This is a genomic window from Chryseobacterium sp. 27AL (assembly GCF_057815395.1).
Genome location: NZ_JBYRIW010000002.1, coordinates 360,779 through 378,718 on the forward strand (window position 1 = coordinate 360,779; position 17,940 = coordinate 378,718).

General features: G+C 38.6%; 15 protein-coding genes. 5 read left to right on the forward strand and 10 right to left on the reverse strand.

Annotated features, from left to right (window positions below; all coding sequences use genetic code 11):
- Positions 1–193: 193 nt before the first annotated feature.
- On the reverse strand, positions 194–790 hold the full coding sequence (locus AC3WV0_RS07130; RefSeq protein WP_488845230.1) for a TetR/AcrR family transcriptional regulator: 597 nt from the start codon (positions 788–790) through the stop codon (positions 194–196).
- 289 nt (positions 791–1,079) lie between these two features.
- Here AC3WV0_RS07130 and AC3WV0_RS07135 point away from each other — a divergent pair, with 289 nt between their 5' ends.
- Positions 1,080–1,634 (forward strand): thioredoxin family protein, encoded by a 555-nt coding sequence (locus AC3WV0_RS07135; protein WP_488845232.1) that lies wholly within the window; start codon positions 1,080–1,082, stop codon positions 1,632–1,634.
- A 171-nt stretch (positions 1,635–1,805) separates the two neighbouring features.
- Here AC3WV0_RS07135 and AC3WV0_RS07140 read toward each other — a convergent pair whose 3' ends face one another.
- Complete coding sequence (locus AC3WV0_RS07140) at positions 1,806–2,708, reverse strand: AraC family transcriptional regulator (RefSeq protein ID WP_488845233.1); 903 nt, start codon at positions 2,706–2,708, stop codon at positions 1,806–1,808.
- A gap of 123 nt (positions 2,709–2,831) precedes the next feature.
- Between AC3WV0_RS07140 and AC3WV0_RS07145 the strand changes: the two genes are divergently transcribed.
- Genes AC3WV0_RS07145 through AC3WV0_RS07155 form a run of 3 tightly spaced genes read left to right on the forward strand, consistent with a single transcriptional unit; the run spans position 2,832 to position 8,008 of the window.
- Complete coding sequence (locus tag AC3WV0_RS07145; RefSeq protein ID WP_488845234.1) at positions 2,832–4,061, forward strand: MFS transporter; 1,230 nt, start codon at positions 2,832–2,834, stop codon at positions 4,059–4,061.
- Positions 4,061–5,539, forward strand: coding sequence for a trehalase family glycosidase (locus tag AC3WV0_RS07150; protein ID WP_488845236.1), 1,479 nt, complete (start codon positions 4,061–4,063; stop codon positions 5,537–5,539). Before AC3WV0_RS07145 ends, AC3WV0_RS07150 begins: the two co-directional genes overlap by 1 nt.
- 30 nt (positions 5,540–5,569) lie before the next feature.
- Positions 5,570–8,008, forward strand: a complete 2,439-nt coding sequence (locus AC3WV0_RS07155) for a TonB-dependent receptor (RefSeq protein ID WP_488845238.1) — start codon at positions 5,570–5,572, stop codon at positions 8,006–8,008.
- Positions 8,009–8,485: 477 nt separating this feature from the next.
- On the opposite strand, the gene AC3WV0_RS07160 is transcribed toward AC3WV0_RS07155, so the two are convergent.
- The 4 genes from AC3WV0_RS07160 to AC3WV0_RS07175 all read right to left on the reverse strand — a co-directional run bounded on the left by AC3WV0_RS07160 (position 8,486) and on the right by AC3WV0_RS07175 (position 14,001).
- Positions 8,486–9,223 (reverse strand): DNA-binding domain-containing protein, encoded by a 738-nt coding sequence (locus tag AC3WV0_RS07160; RefSeq protein ID WP_488845240.1) that lies wholly within the window; start codon positions 9,221–9,223, stop codon positions 8,486–8,488.
- Between the two features lie 169 nt (positions 9,224–9,392).
- Positions 9,393–11,735, reverse strand: a complete 2,343-nt coding sequence (locus AC3WV0_RS07165) for a beta strand repeat-containing protein (protein WP_488845242.1) — start codon at positions 11,733–11,735, stop codon at positions 9,393–9,395.
- 552 nt (positions 11,736–12,287) lie between these two features.
- A complete protein-coding gene (locus AC3WV0_RS07170; protein WP_488845244.1) occupies positions 12,288–12,854 on the reverse strand; it encodes a hypothetical protein in 567 nt (188 codons plus the stop codon).
- A gap of 508 nt (positions 12,855–13,362) precedes the next feature.
- Positions 13,363–14,001: an MBL fold metallo-hydrolase gene (locus AC3WV0_RS07175; RefSeq protein ID WP_488845246.1), complete on the reverse strand. Its 639-nt coding sequence runs from the start codon at positions 13,999–14,001 to the stop codon at positions 13,363–13,365.
- 153 nt (positions 14,002–14,154) lie between these two features.
- On the opposite strand from AC3WV0_RS07175, the gene AC3WV0_RS07180 reads away from it, so the two are divergent.
- Positions 14,155–15,366 carry a type IX secretion system plug protein gene (locus AC3WV0_RS07180; RefSeq protein WP_488845248.1) on the forward strand — a complete coding sequence of 404 codons (1,212 nt, stop codon included), beginning with the start codon at positions 14,155–14,157 and terminating at the stop codon, positions 15,364–15,366.
- A 298-nt stretch (positions 15,367–15,664) separates the two neighbouring features.
- On the opposite strand, the gene AC3WV0_RS07185 is transcribed toward AC3WV0_RS07180, so the two are convergent.
- The 4 genes from AC3WV0_RS07185 to AC3WV0_RS07200 form a co-directional block, all read right to left on the reverse strand.
- Positions 15,665–15,913 carry a hypothetical protein gene (locus AC3WV0_RS07185; RefSeq protein ID WP_089998157.1) on the reverse strand — a complete coding sequence of 83 codons (249 nt, stop codon included), beginning with the start codon at positions 15,911–15,913 and terminating at the stop codon, positions 15,665–15,667.
- Positions 15,913–16,143, reverse strand: coding sequence for a hypothetical protein (locus tag AC3WV0_RS07190; RefSeq protein ID WP_488845250.1), 231 nt, complete (start codon positions 16,141–16,143; stop codon positions 15,913–15,915). The genes AC3WV0_RS07185 and AC3WV0_RS07190 overlap by 1 nt, the downstream gene beginning before the upstream one ends.
- Before the next feature lie 333 nt (positions 16,144–16,476).
- Positions 16,477–17,499 carry a ferrochelatase gene (gene hemH, locus AC3WV0_RS07195; protein ID WP_488845252.1) on the reverse strand — a complete coding sequence of 341 codons (1,023 nt, stop codon included), beginning with the start codon at positions 17,497–17,499 and terminating at the stop codon, positions 16,477–16,479.
- Positions 17,499–17,939 (reverse strand): hypothetical protein, encoded by a 441-nt coding sequence (locus AC3WV0_RS07200; RefSeq protein WP_488845254.1) that lies wholly within the window; start codon positions 17,937–17,939, stop codon positions 17,499–17,501. Before AC3WV0_RS07200 ends, hemH begins: the two co-directional genes overlap by 1 nt.
- Position 17,940 lies beyond the last annotated feature (1 nt).

Genomic DNA, 17,940 nt, shown 5'->3' on the forward strand with positions numbered 1-17,940 from the left:
GTTTTTAAGTATAATCCGGATCAGTATGAGGTATGTTATTTTTACTAACGGTGTTAATTATTATGGTAAAAAAAATTTTAAAATTTTCTAATCTTGCATAAAGTAGCTTAATTTAAATTTGTTTAAAATGAATAACTTACATTAATCAAGTGTTAATAATCCTAACGGTGTTAATTTTAAATGTAAAAAAAATTTATAAAGACTTAATGAAAGCAGAAACCGTTTCATCCAAAGTAGTCTTGTTCATCGTAGAAGGAATATCATCATTACGCATCATCATAATTGAGATCAATCCATGTACGGCAGAAAATAAAGCGTGCGACATATGACAGGCATTGTCAGGATTTGATCCGTTTTTCTTGATGATTTTATACGTGCAATCGTAAAGCATATCCTGAAACGATGAAAATTCCTGTTTCATCATTCCCTTTCCGCTGCATTGCATTCCCAATCCAAACATCAGTTGGTAATATTCTTTATTTTTGAATGCAAACTTCCAATAAGCATCCACAATAGCTTTCAGCTGGTCTTCCGGATTGTCGTGTCCTCTCTGAGCTTTCAACAATTCGATGTGTAAACAATGAAAACCATTCAGCGAAATTTCGTATAAAATAGCTTCTTTGTTTTCAAAGTGATCGTAAACTACCGGTGCACTATATTCAATAGCATCAGCAATTTTTCTCATGGAAAGTGAAGCCCAACCTTCGGTTTTAGCCAAAGAAAAAGCCGCATCCAGAATACTGGTACGTATATTTTCTTTTTCTCTTTGACGACGTTCATGTAAACCCATGATTTTTATTTACTAACAGTGTTAGCAAAACTACAAACTTTTTAATATAACTTCCAAACAAATTTTAGAGTTTAACTTTTAAGGGGAAGCTTTGACAAATTTTTCAGTTTAGCTGGATGCTGGAAGAATGGGAGCTGGAGGTGATTTTAGATGGGTTAATTTTTTAATTATTGTAAAAATTAATGAGGTTTATAGCCATGCTCAATTAATAACTTCCAACTTCCCACATCCATCTTCCATGCCCAAATAATCAAGAAAATCTTTATCTTTGTAATCAAATAAAAAAGTTATGAATACTCCCTCAAATATGATTGATCTGGGTACAAAAGCACCTTTTTTTGAGCTGCCCAACCCGTCAAAAAGTAATGAAATTCAGTCATTGGATGATCTTAAAGGAGAAAAGGGTACGTTGGTGATCTTTATGTGCAACCATTGTCCGTTCGTTCTTCATGTTATTGACAAATTAACCGAATTATATGAAGACTATAATGAAAGAGGGATTGAATTTATTGCCATAAATTCTAACGATGTAGAAAAATATCCTGCAGATTCACCGGAAAAAATGATCGAGTTCCAGATTGAAAGGAAATTTGATTTTCCATATTTATATGATGAGAGCCAGGCTATTGCGAAGGCTTATGATGCCGCCTGTACCCCTGATTTTTTCTTCTTTGATGAAAAGCTAGATCTTATCTACAGAGGACAAATGGATGATTCAAGGCCGGGAAATCATAAGGATGTAACGGGTGAAGATTTAATTATTGCTTTTGAGAATCTTCTGGCAGGAGAACCACAGGAAGAAATTCAAAGACCGAGCATGGGCTGTAATGTTAAATGGAAATAGTTGATGCTTGCAACTTACAATATATAAAAGCTGTTCTTTTTGGACAGCTTTTTTGGTTGATGAGATCCTTCGACTGCTTTGCGCTCAGGATGACAACGCTACATATGAATTGCTAATAAAACACTTAGTATTAGAGCTGTTATGCTGAGCTTGTCGAAGCATCTCAATATTTTAAAAACCACCCTTAATTTTCACCTCATTCTCCACTTTCAAATCAACATTCACCTTAGGTGCAAAGTTCTTCATAAACTCCGAAGGGGTTTTCTCTGTATATTTTTTGAACATTCTGTTGAAGTACGTCACATTATTAAAACCACAGCTATAACTGCATTCTGAAATACTTTTATCCTGAGCCATCAGCAGACAGGCCTTATTGATTCGGTATCGGTTTACAAATTCCGTAAACGTAATCTGTGTCGCTTTCTTAAAGAAATTGCAGAAAGCAGGCAGGGTTAGGTTGGCCAATTTTGCAACCTCTTCGATATTGATTTCCTTATCATAATTATGTTCAACAAAAGTGAAAATGTTTTCCAGGCGGGTTTTATTTTTAGAAATAATCGTGTAGGGCATAATTTCCTTATTTAAAAGCTCATAATCTGTACATTTAGAAAGCTCAAAAAGAATCTCCAGCAACAATAAATATCTTTTGTAACCTTCCGATTCAAGCATTAATTTAAGTCTCGGCAGCATAGCCTTTTTGATTTTATGATGAAAATGAATCCCGTATTTTGATAATTCCAAAAGGTTTTTGATGGATCTTGCTTCCACTTCCTGCTGGGGAAACTGCAAAATTTCTTCTTTAAACTGAAGTACAATTTCTTCATGTGGGTCAATAGAATTCAGACCAAATCCGGAGTGCGGAATATTCGAGCCGATGAGCACCAGATCTCCGTTGGTATAATTGCTTTTATGGTATCCCACGTGACGGGTTCCGCTCCCGGAAATCACACATACAAGCTCGATTTCCGGATGATAATGATATTCCCATTTGAATTCTGAAATAGGCGAGTTGTTATGAATCGTGCGGAATGAGCTCTTTTCATCGAGGATCACTCTCTCAAAAGTAACTTTCATTGAGTTAATGTAAATTTATTCCCTAAAATAATAATTATATTAATATCGTTCAAATATTCATTTACCATGTTAAATTAACGTTAAGTCAAATGCCTTTATCTTAGCCCACAAGAAAATAACTGAATGAAAAATTTAAACATAAAAGCGGTATTGTTTTTAAACTATTTCGTTTTTGCTATTCTGCTGAATTCCGTGGGAACAGTGATCCTGCAGGTGCAGCAAAATTTCGGGATATCAAAATCCGGGGCAAGCGTTCTGGAAGGATTTAAAGATCTGCCAATTGCAATTTGCTCTTTCATTCTGGCATCCTTTTTACCCAAAATAGGAATCAAAAATTCTATGCTTACCGCTTTATTGCTCGTCAGCTGTATGTGTTTTGTGATGCCTTTTGCCAACGATTTCTGGTTTTTCAAATTATTATTTACCATTGTCGGAGTTTCTTTTGCGTTAATTAAAATATCAGTCTTCACCTCCATCGGATTGGTGACGAATACCGATAAAGAACATTCAAGTTTTATGGGTTATCTGGAAGGGTTTTTCATGATCGGCGTATTAATGGGAAATGTTTTATTCAGCTTATTCATCGATGACCACAATCCAAGATCAACCCATTGGCTGAATGTATATTGGGTGTTAGGAGGAATCTCCGCACTTTCTTTCCTGTTTTTATTCTTTACAAAATTAGACGAGCACGAAGCAAAAAGTGAAAAAACAGATCTGCTTGGCGATCTGAAGAATAGTGCAAGTCTGTTTAGCTATAAAAAAGTATTGTTCTTTTTATTATGCGCCTTCCTTTTTGTTTTGGTAGAACAGAGCTTTCAGACGTGGACGCCGACTTTCTATAAGGAAATTCTAAAAGTTCCAACTTCGATGAGTGTGCAGGCAGGTGCCGTTTTAGCGGGTGCATTTGCATTGGGAAGATTTCTGTCAGGCTTTTTCTCGAAGAAATTCAGCTGGATTTATGTGGTTTCTTTCTGTGTGGTTGGTTTCGCCGTGAGTATTGTATTGGTGTTGCCTTTAACGCATAATATTCATATTGACATCAATACCACGTGGTTGAATGCTCCGCTTGTCGTGTATCTGTTTCCGTTGATGGGTGGTTTATTGGCTCCCATTTATCCAAGCATCAATTCAGTCATTTTAGCATCAATTCCCAAATATTTACACAGTGCAATGTCGGGACTGATCGTGGTTTTCTCTGCCATCGGCGGAACGATAGGATCCATTATTACCGGCTTTGTATTTCAGGAGTTCAGCGGTCAGCAGGCATTTTACCTTTCGTTAATTCCACTTTCATTACTGATAATTTCGGCAATGTTCATGAATAAATTAAAAATAAATCCTAAACAATAATGAATAAGCAATTATACATAAAAGATATTCAGTCACTTTTTGACGATGTTCAGCGATCGGAAATTTTTGAAGATCAGAAGATGATGACCGACGCCGTTCCGTTATTTCCAATAGAAGAAATCAATGCAAAATATGAAGCTCAAAAACAGTCTGAAAATTTTGATCTGAAAGCATTCGTATTATCGAATTTCGACTTTTTAGGAGCGAAAATTTCTATACAAAGAGAAGATCATTTGCCAATAGAAGAGCATATCGAAAAACTTTGGGATGAACTGACCAGAACGGCTTACGAGGAAAAAGGTACATTGCTAAAACTACCTAAACCTTATGTTGTTCCGGGGGGACGCTTTAATGAATTCTTCTATTGGGACAGCTATTTTATCATGCTGGGACTTCAGGTTTCGGGAAGATTGGAGATGATGGAAAACATTATTGAGAACTGTTCTTATCTGATTCAGACGGTCGGATTTGTACCGAATGCCAGCCGTACTCATTTTTTAAGCCGCTCGCAGCCACCTTACTTTTCATTGATGTTGGATCTGCTTTTTGAAACGACAAAGGACGAAAATATCTATCTAAAATATTATGACACGTTGGAAAAAGAATATGCTTTCTGGATGAGTGGGATAGAGCATCTTGAAAATGGTTCAGGTATAAAAAGAGTGGTGAAAACGATTAACGGTGACATTCTGAACAGGTATTATGATGCTGAAAATGAACCACGCCCAGAGAGTTATTTGATTGATATTGAAGATAGTGAAAATGCAGGGAAAGAATTCTACAGAAATATCAGGAGTGCCTGCGAATCAGGATGGGATTTTTCAAGCAGATGGTTTGCAGACGGTAAACATATACAGACCATTGAAACCTTGAATCTGGCCGAGGTTGATCTGAACTGCCTGTTATGGCATCTGGAAAATACACTGACAAAATCTTCAAAACTTCAGAATTTGGCTGAAAAGGAAGATTATTATTCCGGAAGAGCAGCAAACCGAAGACAATTGATAACTAAGTATTTCTGGGACGAAAATTCCGGGATATATAAAGATTATCATACGAAAAAAAACACAACAACTTCGTCTGAACATATTGCTGCTCTTTATCCTCTGTTCCTTGGTTTAGCGACACCGGAGCAGGCAAAATCTGTCGCAGACCATATCGAACAGAAGTTTCTTTTCCCGGGAGGATTGGTAACAACTACTAAGAAAACCGGACAACAGTGGGATCTTCCGAATGCGTGGGCGCCGTATCAGTGGATGGGCTTTAAAGCAATGAAAAACTATGGCTTTGATGATTTAGCGATAAAAATTAAAAATAATTGGTGTGCGAATGTAGAAAGAGTCTATCAAAACACCGGAAAATTAATGGAAAAATACAATGCCCTGGATATAGAAACAGTTGCGGGAGGAGGAGAATATCCTAATCAGGATGGCTTTGGCTGGACGAATGGCGTTTATCTTAAATTGAAAAATAACTAAACTTAAAACTAACAATAAAATCATATGGCTATGAAAAAAAGATCGATTTTCTTACTTGCCGGGGTTGCAACGCTGTATTTCAATAATGCGTATGCTCAGGAAACTCCACAGGATTCCACAAGATCGGCATCTATAGAGCAGGTCGTGATTACCGGTAACTCGAATCCGAAGAAAAAGATAGAATCAAGTACGGCGATTTCTACTTTTACCGCAAAAGAAATTCAAAAGCAAAACCCGATCAGTGCTGCTGCATTGCTGCAGAGAGTGCCTGGTTTTGCGGTAGAAACTTCAGGAGGCGAAGTGGGGAATAACCTTTTTGCAAGAGGGATTCCTTCCGCAGGGGCTTATGAATTTGTACAGGTGCAGGAAGACGGCCTTCCTGTGTTTGAAGACGGCGCTTTACAGTTTGCCAACGCAGATAATTTCTTCCGTGTCGATAATTCGGTAAGCAGGCTGGAAGCTTTAAGAGGAGGTTCAGGTTCTATTTTTGCGAACAATTCACCGGGTGGTTTAATTAACTTTATTACCAAAGAAGGAGGGAATGAGTTTAAGGGAACAGCAAAACTCGAAACCAGCACATACGGGCTGATGCGTACGGATGTGAACCTTGGCGGAGCTTTGGTGGAAGATAAATTATTCTTCAACGTCGGAGGTTTTTACCGAACAGATGACGGAATCAGGAAAACAGGATTTAAAGCCAATCAGGGCGGACAAATCAGAATGAATCTGAAATATGTTTTTGATAAAGGATATGCTAAAGTTTATTATAAAAAGCTGGACGACAGAAATACATTCTTCCTTCCGATTCCTTTGGTTCAGAATGGGAATGATCTGAAAGAGTTTTCCGGTTTTGATGCCAATTACGGAACGTACAGCTACAGAAATATCAGTCAGCTCAATATACCGCAGGCCGGCGGAGGATTCTTTAACAGAAATCTTGAAGACGGAATTCATCCGAAAGTGGATGTCGTAGGAGCGGAATTCAAATATGATCTTGGAAATAATTTCTCTGTTTTAAACAAGACAAGATATACCAATATCAATATGAATTATACCGGAATTTTCCCGGCAGGCGGGGCTAAAACGGCAGCAGCATTTGCCAACAGTAATGGGATTGCAGGAAATACTTTCCAGTATTCATTAGTGAGCTCAGGAGCGGTGGTCAATCCGGCTTACGTTCAGCAATTAGGATTCTGGGCTATTGATAAGCAGATGAATAATTTTGTAAACGATTTGCAGTTCAATTATAAATTTGATAAAGGAAATGTAACGGCAGGTTTCTACAAATCTAACTGGAAGTCTCACCAATATTGGAACTGGAGCAATATTTTAACCACAGCTTCAGACAGACCGGAATTATTAAATTTAGTGGATACTTCATTAACGCCAAACAGTCTTGGTTACTCTAAAACGTACAACGGGGTTACCAATATGTCATTCCTGTTAAGGGATTCGCAGATTCAGGGAAGCCTGAATGATCTTTATCTGAATTTAGATTATAATATCACGGATGATCTGAGTTTCAACGGAGGAATCCGTTACAGCCGGGATTTCTATAAAGGTTATGGCGTTAATACCACAACCGGAAATTTAAATAATTCTGGCTTAACTACAGACGGAACACATGGCTTTGACACGACAACGGCAGATGATAATATGTCTGTTTTGGGAAATAAATATACCTATTGGAATTTTGATGTAAACAGGGTGTCTTTCACAACGGCACTGAATTATAAAATCAATAAAGAAAATGCGGTGTATGCGCGTTTTTCCAATGGGTTCAGATCCCCGAATGAGGAAGCATATTACAACAATATGAATAATTTATCCGTGGTAAAACCTGTAACCACCAATCAGCTGGAAGTTGGGTATAAGTATTATTCAAGAACATTTGATGTAGCGGTAATTCCGTTCTATTCTACATTGAAAAATCTTTCGTTTACAGATGTATATTCAGACGGAACTTCAGAAAACAAATTTGCAAATACCACAAACTTAGGAGTAGAATTGGAAGGATACGCAAGATTATTCAATAATATATTTGAGGTGACTTTCAACGGAACCATTCAAAATCCGAGATATAAAGATTTTATCGGAAGAAATGCAGACGGATCAACATTTAATTATGATGATAATACGGTGAGAAGAATGCCGAAATTCTACTTTAATATTTCTCCTGCTGTAAATATCACAAAAGAATGGAGAGCCTACGTAAGCATGAATTATTATGGAAAACGTTTCCAGGATGAGAAAAATGAGCAGACTTTGCCTTCTTTCTCAGAATTTGGAGCGGGAACTTCGTATCAGTTAGGCAAAATCCGTTTTGCAGTTGATGGAACGAATATTTTCAATACCATTGGTATTACGGAAGGTGATCCAAGAGCGGGATCTCCTTCAGGAGACGGAATTATTATGGCCAGACCAATTATGGGTGCAGCGGTAAGAGCTTCCATTACGTTGGATTTTTAATAAATCTTTTTCATACAATCAGAAAACCGTCGGAAGATTTCGACGGTTTTTTTGTACGTAGTCCAGTGGCTGACCGGCATTCGACTACTTTTTGTCGATCTGTAGAATATCCATACTCATATACTCTAAAATTTTCACTTCACTATCAAACACTGCAACCCCAATGGTGGCTGAGGTCACTCGAAGCCACCAGTCCTTCAACAAACCCTCCAACCCAACGGTGGCTGAGCGGAGCCGAAGCCAAAACTCCGGCCGGGAAAAGATCCCAACCGGAGTAACACACTGATGAAAATACCCATCTTTACGATGGAATGATGGTTTGTTCTTGCGCTGAGGTAAGCCTTACTACAGTACAATATTACTTACGTACTGAGGACACACCATCCCTCGAGCGAGGGAAACACTGTCCTCCGAGCGAAGGAAACACCTTCCTTCGGACGAGGGACAAGGTAACTTACGAGCGACACCATTGATTTCCTATTCAACGGTTAATAATTTATCTAAAAGAGCGACTCTTGCTTCTTTTAGAAAAGCACTGTTCTTAGAAAACTGTGTAACCACTTCCAGATGATACGTTCCCGCAGCCAATGCAGGAATTACCACCATAACCTCCGAAGGATTATTCGTGACAATATCACTTTGCTCTACTTTGGTTCTGCCCTGTGTTGCAGTTTCTACAAAATAGATCCCTACCGAAGAATCTTCGCCAGCGACTTTGATCTTGCTGCCTACAATCTTCAGGTTTCTGCCCGGAGTCAAAAGATCATTCACCGAACCACTCTTCACATCCGTTACCTGTAAGATCACCGCAGAAGCTTCTGCTACGCCTAAGATATTGACTTCAATGTTCGGGATTTCTGCCCGTAACTTTTCTCCCTGATTAAACTGGAAAATAATACTGTGCTTGTCTTTGTTAAAAGTCTCCGAAGGGCTATCGAAAACCCCACGAATGGTGGTGCTTGCCGTAAAGTAACCCGTGTTTACCGAAAAGCCGTCACACAACTGGTAGGCCATTTCTTTAAGGAAGAGCTCGGTCGCATGCTCCATTGCCGAAGCGGAAACATCTGCACCACCACGGCTGGCAGCGGCTTCACATATATGCTTTACAGAAAGGGAACGCTCGCTTGCCGTACGGGCAATGAAATCATTGGGGTTGTCTTTGGTTAGCGTGTTATCGTAGAGATACGCTTTGATTTTGTGTAAGATTTTTGCCATTGTTGTTTGTTTTAAATGGTTGTTAAACTTGTTATGTAAACCCTCATAGGTATTAGAAACCTATGAGGATTAGAATCATTAATGTAGTTATTGTCGGATTGCTGGCATAAGCATCTCGCCAGCGAGGGATTATCTTGAGCACTGTAACTGTAAATTCAAAACAATATTTCTAACGTAACCTTTGTATCATTATCAGACTTCTATATGATTGACCTATGCCTGGTGTTGCTCTTGATGCTACATAAAAATTATTGGTTGTTGGATAGACTGTAAAATCTATAGACTGAGGGGTATCAATTATAATATAATCATCAAAATAACCAGTTCCATATGAGCCGCTAGTACTGGAATAATTAACAAGTGAATATTCATTATTTCCTACTATAGCTTTAATCATTAAAGTATTATTTCCACTATTCACAGCTGTAAAATTCCCCCATACTCTTGCTTGTACTTTATAGACCCCAGGCTGTAACGCTATGCGGTCTGTTGTTCTACTTGGCGCTCCATACCCTGCAGTTAATGTTACATTCTCAGTTATAGTACAACCATTAATAGTGTTAATAAAATTAGATGCTCCATTAGAAGCTATATCCATTTCTGCAGCACTATTATGTGAGCTAAAACGAAGTGATGATTCCGAACCTGCATTGTAAGTAACTTCATTTAAGCCTATTCTAAGTATTTGCCCTTCCGTAGATGTAGTACTATTTTTGTAAATATCTCCGTTTGCGTCAACTACTAATCCAGTAGAATTAGTTCCTGTAGATAATGAAGGTAAATTCTCAAACCTTATGGGGCTATTATTTGCATTTACGTGTAGAGGTTTTTGAGGTGTTGATATTCCAATTCCCACTCTATTATTCACTGCATCTATATTTAATGTAGTTCCATCCACCGTAAAATGGCTGGTTCCATTCGTTGCAGTAGAAGTAAAAGCCAACGTACTACCACCCTGTGCTACTGTGGTGTTACCAGACAATGCCCCATTTCCTTTGTAGATTCCTCCAACTCCTGCATCTAAATCTCCATTGGCAATAGTTCCGTCAGCGATTTTAGCAGAAGTTACGGCGTTTGCTGCTATAGTGGTGGTATTGCTGTTGGCAGAGGCTGTTACATCTCCTGATAGAGCAGTTCTCTCAAAACTGGTTCCGTTTAGGTTAATAGTGGCAGAACCGGTATAAGTTGTATTGGTATCAATATCTGCAGCGGGCTCCCAGGCACTTGTGGTGGTATTGTATTTCAATACCTGACCGTTGGTAGGCGCTGTGGAAGAAACTGCCTTGTTCTGTATTTTAGCCACCGTCGGCAACGCTGCTGTTCCTGTTAAATCTCCTGACAGTTGTATAATCCCTTTTGTCATTGTCGTAGCATCATTCGCTGAAAAAGAAGTGCCTGTCAGGGTGAGTCCGGTTCCGGCAGTATAGGTAGTATTTGTGTCAGTTGGTGTCACCCATGTTCCGTCTCCTCTTAAGAAAGTTGTCGCAGTAGCTCCTGCAGGAAGCTTGGCAACGGTTACTGCATTATTGGCAAGATGTGTAGTGGTAACTTTGCCTGTGCCTATAGAAGTTATTCCTGCATTGGAAATGGCAACATCTCCTGTCGGACTTACGGCTGTGGCCACATTTGAGGCGTTCCCCACTAAGATGTTTCCGTTGTTAAGGGTAGTACTTATTCCATTGGCAGTAGGGGCCCAGGCTGTTCCATTCCAACCCAGTACCTGCCCTGAAGTGGCGGACATCTGGTTAAGCTTGGCTGCTGTTACCGCACCATCTGCTATTTTAGCAGAAGTTACTGCACCGCTTGCAATGGTAGGGGCAGCAACAGGTCCTGCTAAATCTCCTGCCAGTTGTATAATCCCTTTTGTCATTGTCGTAGCATCATTCGCTGAAAAAGAAGTGCCTGTCAGGGTGAGTCCGGTTCCGGCGGTATAGGTGGTATTGGTGTCAGTTGGTGTCACCCATGTTCCGTCTCCCCGTAAAAAGGTTGTCGCAGTAGCTCCTGCAGGAAGCTTGGCTACGGTTACTGCATTATTGGCAATTTTCGATGTTGTTACGGCGTTAGCTGCTATGGTGGTGGCTCCGGTATTGGAAATGGTGACATCTCCTGTTGGGCTTACGGCTGTAGCCACATTTGAGGCACTTCCTACATAGATATTTCCGCTGGCAAGCGAAGTGCTTACCGTATTTCCTGTAGAAATTTTCTGCCAATTCGTTCCATCGAAATAATAATATCCCGCCGTGGTAATATTAGCCGTTGCACTTGTGGGAGAGGAGTCAGCGGAGGTTGCATAGATGATAAGTCCTTTCTGTGCTGATCCGTATACTCCTGCTGCTGTTGCAGTATGGATGTTATCACCGGATAATTGAGGGATGATGAGTCCTTCGGGTTTGGTTCCGCTGGTTTTGGCGGTAATGTCGAGGGTTGCTTTTGGGGAAGTATTATTAATCCCCACCTGAGCGAATGCGGTCATGCTGAACAGCACGGCGGCGGTTGTAAATAAATGTTTCATTGTTTTGTATTTAGGTTGTTGTTATATTTTTAATTGTGAACACGAAGCGCGCAGAGATTCTTTAATATGATATGCTTTTAAGTTTCACAAAGGCGTTCTACTTAAAAGAGTCCGCTAAGCTGATTCTTTAAGACTAATGAACTGGGCTTCGACAGGCTTAGCCTGACATTGTCTATCACATTGTTTTGAACACAAAGTGCACTAAGGTTTCTTATCTATGATATGCTTTTGAGTTTCACAAAGGCGTTCTACTTAAAAGAGTCCGCTGAGTCTATCGTCACTTCGAGTAGATTTTGAAAAAATCATATCGAGAAGTTTATGAGTTGGAGAATCAATTTCATTCTCGATACATTTTTTCTTCACTTTGTTACGAAAAAACACTCGAATTGACGAAACACGAATGGCACTAATGGCTTGAACACTAATTTCACAAATGTTGTGTAAAAATCTTTGCTTAGATCCCTACGGGATGACAAACGGAGTGGAAAGTATCCTTTTGCATTAAAGCATTTGTGTCATTCGTGCGTAGAGATTTGTGCTTATTCGTGTTTACTAAATTCGTGTCATTTGTGTTTGATAAAATATCGCAAGTATGGGAGGAGGGCGACTGAAGTGGTTGGTGATAATTTTTAAGAGGTTGAAATGGTTAATAATATTGTATGGAAGTTTCTTTTCAGAAACAATTACTTGTGGGATAATCCAAAAGTCAGAGCCGGTCATTTTATGATGTTGTTTTACCGGAGAAGGATTTCCTAAAACAGCTGTTGATAAAGGGTTGCCTGAGTTTGCAATATAAAGGGAACTCTTCGGAGCTGTGAAGTAAGTCTGGCTTGATGGGTTGATATGATTACTGATGGATGATTTTAATTTTAAGAAAGCTTTACGTTGACTTGTATTAATCTGTTTTACCGTATTATTTTTTCCTGAAAGAGAAGATTCAGTGGAGATGTCAACCCGTGATTCAACATACAAATAGGAATCTTCGGAGATAAAAAGTGTTGAGTCGGAATAAGAAAAGGGAGTCTGGGAACTGATGAAAACAACAATGAAAAATACCTGCAAGCACAGCAGCCTTACGCTAAAACGCAGGGATAGAGGGAACTGTATAGGGGTCATCATTCGTAGTATCATTGTGTATAAAAAAGTAGTCACACTTAGACTACTTTTACAACCAATGATTTAGCAATCAATAGGGTTCTCTTTTTTTAAGGTAAAACTGAGAGCAGTTTCTTTTCCTTTGGATTGGTCATTTTTTAGGGGAAATTAAAGCAGCTAATTAATTAACATATTAAAAAACAACAGATTATTATTTGGAAGTAATGATAATTTGTTTACATTTGTCACAGAAAAAGTAGTCTAAGTGTGACTACATTTTTTAAGATTTTATAGGGAAATATTCTGTCCGGAAAAATGAAGGCTTTCAAGGCTATTCGTATTCCCAATCTCAAATACTTACGCTCCTCCCAACAAAAAAACTCCGGAAGAAATGTTTCCAAACCGGAGTTCATTATCTAATAATTATACCTTATACCCGTGGTACTGGCCGGTCGGCCCGAATGGCAGTGAACAGACAGTACTGATGGCGTCTGGACATTGCGGATAGGACAGTCCGGAATTTGATTGTTTATTACCTGAAAAATGGATTATACTCTTTCTCAAATCCAATGGTGGTAGGATTTCCGTGGCCTGAGAAAACCTTTGTTTCGGGATCAAGAATGAACAGTTTTGTTTTTATACCTTCGATCAGCTGTTCGTAATTCCCTTTAAACAAATCGGTTCTGCCGATGCTTCCCTCAAAAAGAACATCCCCGGAAATCATAAACTTCTGGTCTTCGTTATGGTACACCACGCTTCCCGGAGAGTGCCCCGGCACGTGATAGATTTTGAATTTTTCCCCATCAAGATCCAGTTCGTCGTTTTCACTGATGTAGCGGATGTCCGCATGGATGTGCTCAAGATTCATCCCGAACCGCATGCCGCTGATCTGGAACATGTCTAAAACCTCCTGATCTTCCTGGTGCATGTAAACAGGAACTTTAAAGGTGTCCGAAGCCCACTGAAGCCCAAGAACATGATCAATATGAGCGTGGGTTAAAAGAATTTTCTCGATTTTCAACTGGTTTTCTTCAATAAAGTCTTTGATAACTTTCGTTTCCTGTTCGCTCATGTTTCCCGGATCGATCAGCCAGGCATTTTTATTTCCATTATAAAGAATATAGGTGTTTTCGCTCGCAAAATTGAATACGAAACCTTGAATCTGTAGCATATGATGTCTATTTTTACAGAAACAAATGTAGGCACAAAAGTTTGAGTTTAAAAATAGCATCAGACATTTTCAACGCTGAGAACTTTGATATTTTAGGAAATAAAGATTCTCATCTGTTATGGTTTAAAACGATTTTTCTTTATCTTCGTCATAATGAAAACCTTGCGAATACTTTTACTTACACTGAGCGGATTTGTTTTTGGACAGAATATCCAGAGCATCCAGCTGTTTAATCCACAGACCAACGATGAAACTCCGGTGATCTATTTGAATCAGCAGTTGGTGTTAAGCTTCGACGACCTTACCAATTCGAGCCAGATTTACAGGTATACCATTAAGCATTACAACAGAAACTGGGAAGATGACAATTTGTTTTTCACAGAATATGCGACAGGAAGTTTAAACGGCTTGCTGGACAGTTTTCAGTATTCGTTCAACACGCTTCAATCTTACACCCATTATAAACTGAATTTCCCGAATGATAAAATGCGGCTTAAAATCTCCGGGAATTATGAAATTATCGTTTATAAAGATTCTGCCGATAAGCCTTTATTTAAAAGAAGATTTTATCTGGTAGAAAATGCTGCAACACTTGCCGTAGGCGTATCGAGGTTTGCTGATGCCAGAAATCCTGATGCGAATCAAAGGGTAGAAGTAAAAGCTGTTTCCGGGGGTGGGGATCTTTCTTCCAATGTCAATTCCATCACCCTGAATGTGATGCAGAATAATAATCCGAATGTTACGGTAAATAATTTAAAGCCAAGCACAACGATGGGCAATCAGCTGATGTTTCAGCAGTTGTCACTTGTCTTTCCCGGAAACAATGAATTCTACTATTTTGACAACAAGAATATGAACATGGCGGCGGATATGGTTCGCGCCACTGAAGTGAAAGACGGCGTTAATAATACGTATCTTCATCCGGTTTGGGCTTTTCCGCATAATTACCAATATCAGCCAGACGTAAACGGAGCGTGGTATTACAGAAGAAATGATCTGGGAAGAGAAAGGGATGCAGAAAGGGAAGCCGATTATTCCTGGGTATATTTTTCATTAGAGTCAGATCCTGTGGATAAGGAAATCTATGTATTGGGCGGTTTCAATGACTTTAAGCCAAGTAAAGAAAACCAGATGCAGTACGATGCCGAAACCAAAAAATATATTGCCCGGATCTACCTGAAACAAGGATTTTACAACTACATCCTGGCTACAAAAAGTCCTGACGGACGCCTCAATTTCGGTGAAGTTAACGGTAATTTCTGGCAGACCGAGAATCTCTATCAGGCATTCTTATATTATGCTCCGTTCGGAAGGAATTATGATGGGTTAATGGGATATGGTGAATTCAGAACACCGGTCAGGTAGATTGTGTTTTCGAGTCTTAGTGTTTAGACTTTGAGTCGTGATGATTGGAAATGTAATATATTGATTTTCAATCATAGTGTTCGTTGTTGAAAAACCTCTCGACGTTTTAAGGAAAATCTCTCGACGTTTCGGTCAAAACCTCTCGACGTTTTATTTAAAAGGTATCGACGTTTTAGATAATGGGTGCTCACGTTTTTATTTTGAACCTGTGCTACTTTATGGAAACAGTTCTTTTTTATTAAAAAACCTTACAGATAATCCGCAAGGTTTAATATATAATAAAAGTCTGGAAATCTATTTAACTTCTGAATATCGCCGTTACAAAAAGCGTTTCTTCATTCTCAAAAATATAATGGATATTGACAGGGAAGTCTTCCATCATTCGAATGCTGATGTCTCTTGGTCTTTCCGTATCTAGTGCTATGGTGTTGATGCACACTTTAAGGCTTTCCAGAAAATCAATTCCTTTTTGCTTATGTTCTGCGCAGAAAACCCTCATAAGAAGTCTTATGTCGTTTTTGGCAATAGACGAAAGAAGAATTTTCATTAGGCGCAATACTTTTTCAGCTCTGAAATGTTTTCATAAAAATCCAGTTTTGTAGCAGGATTTTCATTATGAAACTGTATTCTGTACAAAATTTCATCCAGATAAAATTTCGATGTAACAGAATTGTTCTTTTCTTCAAAGCTTTCCATCATTTTTGCAAAAGCTTCCAAAGCATCAGGACTGAATTTCTCAATCTTATTTTTTAAAATTTCTGCAGTTGCATTCATCATCTTTACTTTTTTAAGTTATAAATGTCATTTTGATGGGGTAAAGTTAGCGAAAATATTTAAATTTCAAAATAATATATCAAAATTTTAGGGGGTGTTTGTAATTATTTTATGTTATTTACCATTAAAGTGTATTTTTTTATGGGGGGGGTATGATGTTTTTTTATTTTTTTTAATATTAAAACTGAACAAGAAATGATCTTTGATATAAATGTTTTCTAATATAGATTATAAATGTAGTCTGGAATACTGTAAATAATAGGTGTTTTCGTCATAACTTCAGATGTTTTTATATGTATTTAAAAAAAATAACCTCCGTTTCCGAAGGTTATATATTTATACTAAGTAGAATTCATTGAGCTTTTCCTCACACAATGTTTTAACGACATCGATCCAGCGATCTTCATCATTCAGGCAAGGAATGTAATGGAAGTTTTCTCCGCCGGCGCTCGTAAACTGATGTTTACCTTCCACGGAAATTTCTTCCAGTGTCTCCAGGCAGTCGGAAACAAAAGCCGGACAAACCACCGCAAGATTTTTAATTCCTTTTTTAGGAATGGTTTCGAAGGTTTCATCGGTGTAGGGCTCTATCCATTTGTCCTTTCCAAGTCTCGACTGGAAAGAAACGATTACCTTCTCTTTTGGTAAATTAAGTTTTTCAATCACTGTCTCCGTGGTTTTATAACACTGATGGCGGTAACAGAACTGATGGCTCGGATTATTTTCCCTGGTACAGCAGTCGTTAAGATTACATGTTTTTGTAGGGTCTGTTTTAAAGATATGCCTTTCAGGAACTCCATGATAAGAAAACTGCAGGGCATCGAAATTCTCAGGAAGTTTTTCGCGGATGCTTTCTGCCAGGCAGTTGATATAGATATCGCGGTTGTAGAAGGGTTGTATATAATTGATTTTTATTCCCGGGAATTTCTGCTTTCTTACTTCTTCTGCTTTTTCAATCACCGTTTCCGTGGTGCTCATGGCGTATTGAGGATAAAGAGGGAAAAGTACGATTTCAGTAACGCCTTTGTCCGTCAGTTTCCGGATCCCTGTTTCAATGCTTGGCTCGGCATATCTCATTCCTATTTCTACAGGAACATCTACCCGCTTCTGTAGCTTTTTCTGGATTTTTTCTGTGATAACGATCAGCGGTGAGCCTTCATCAGTCCACACTGTTTTGTATGCTTCGGCAGATTTTGGCGGACGTGTTTTCAAGATAATTCCCTGAACAAGAAGTGCACGAAAGATCCATCTATAGTCGATTACCCTTTCATCCATCAGGAATTCATCGAGATATTCCTTCACATCCTGTACTGCCGTAGATCTTGGCGATCCTAAATTTACCAATAAAATTCCCTTCATTATTTATTTAAATTTTTCAGTCTTTCATCAATAGTCGGACCGTATTTATTTTTCAGACGCAAAATATAAAGTTCAAGTGCAAAATAAGCTTCTTCCTCGGAAAGTCCAAAAGATTTTAAATCCTGTTTGCTTCTTTGTTTCATTTCTTCGGTGAAGAGCTTCTGATATTCTTCATCTGCCTGATATACAAAATCTTCTCCTTTTTCTTTTCTGATGTTATCATTTACCTCTTGATCAAGCTCATAATAATGATGGAAATAATAATCAAGAAAAGTAATATTTTTCCTGTTCAGCTTTCCCAGAATCGTATCCATTTTCTGAATGCTGTCTTTTGCAACATTCATTTCAACAAGATCGTCATGGATTCCGTCATTCAGCTGAGGTTCTTTTTTACACGAAAAAAGACTGAGGCTTATTAGTAAAAGGAAGAATGATCTCATC